Here is a 592-nt window from a genome sequence, read left to right as displayed (position 1 = left end):
GGCGGCGATGGCGGTTGGATCGAAGCGCCAGTCGCGGTTGGTGAGCCTGGCGCGGCCCGGCGTGACCGGCCCGGCCACGGCGATGCAGCAGGCATCAAGCGGCGGCAGGTCGCGGGGCCCGAGATAGGCCGCCAGCACGCCGGCAAACCCGGCATGGTCGTCATTGGCAAAGCGGGCGCTGTCGCGGACCGTACCGGCGGCATCCACCAGCGCCATGCGGGTATTGGTGCCGCCGACATCGGCAATCAGCGCCTGGGCCGAATTCTGCGCCGTCGCGGCGGGGTCGCCTGTCATTCTGGTCCTCCGGGCCGCTGCATCGAGTGGGTCTGCCGATGCTGGGGCATTTTAATTTGAAAATCAAATTTAAATGCCTAATCTGGTTCGGCTGGCGGCCCGCAGGTGTCTGCCGCCGGCGCAGCGGGGGCCGGCCGGCGCCGGGCGACAGGTGGGTCGGATGGCGGTATTGCAACGGGAATATGGAAGGCGGCGGCTGCTGGGGCAGATCCGCCGCGCCGGGCGCAGCCCGCGCATCGAGCTGGCCGAGCAGACCGGCATCAGCCGCGCCACCGTCACCACCATCACCGCCGAGCTG

At 69.9% G+C, this 592-nt stretch carries 2 protein-coding genes; one reads left to right on the top strand and one right to left on the bottom strand.

Annotated features, from left to right (window positions below; genetic code table 11):
• Nucleotides 1–294 (bottom strand): glucokinase (locus CVM52_RS26405; RefSeq protein ID WP_205965049.1); only part of this gene is annotated, 294 nt, incomplete at its 3' end.
• A 73-nt stretch (nt 295–367) separates the two neighbouring features.
• Between CVM52_RS26405 and CVM52_RS28040 the strand changes: the two genes are divergently transcribed.
• The coding region (locus CVM52_RS28040; RefSeq protein ID WP_306372797.1) for a winged helix-turn-helix domain-containing protein at nt 368–592 on the top strand (225 nt) is incomplete at its 3' end.

The organism is Pseudooceanicola lipolyticus, from assembly GCF_002786325.1.
Taxonomy (GTDB): domain Bacteria; phylum Pseudomonadota; class Alphaproteobacteria; order Rhodobacterales; family Rhodobacteraceae; genus Pseudooceanicola_C; species Pseudooceanicola_C lipolyticus.
The sequence above is the reverse complement of the archived record's forward strand: the minus strand, read 5'-3'. Positions and strand labels throughout refer to the sequence as shown.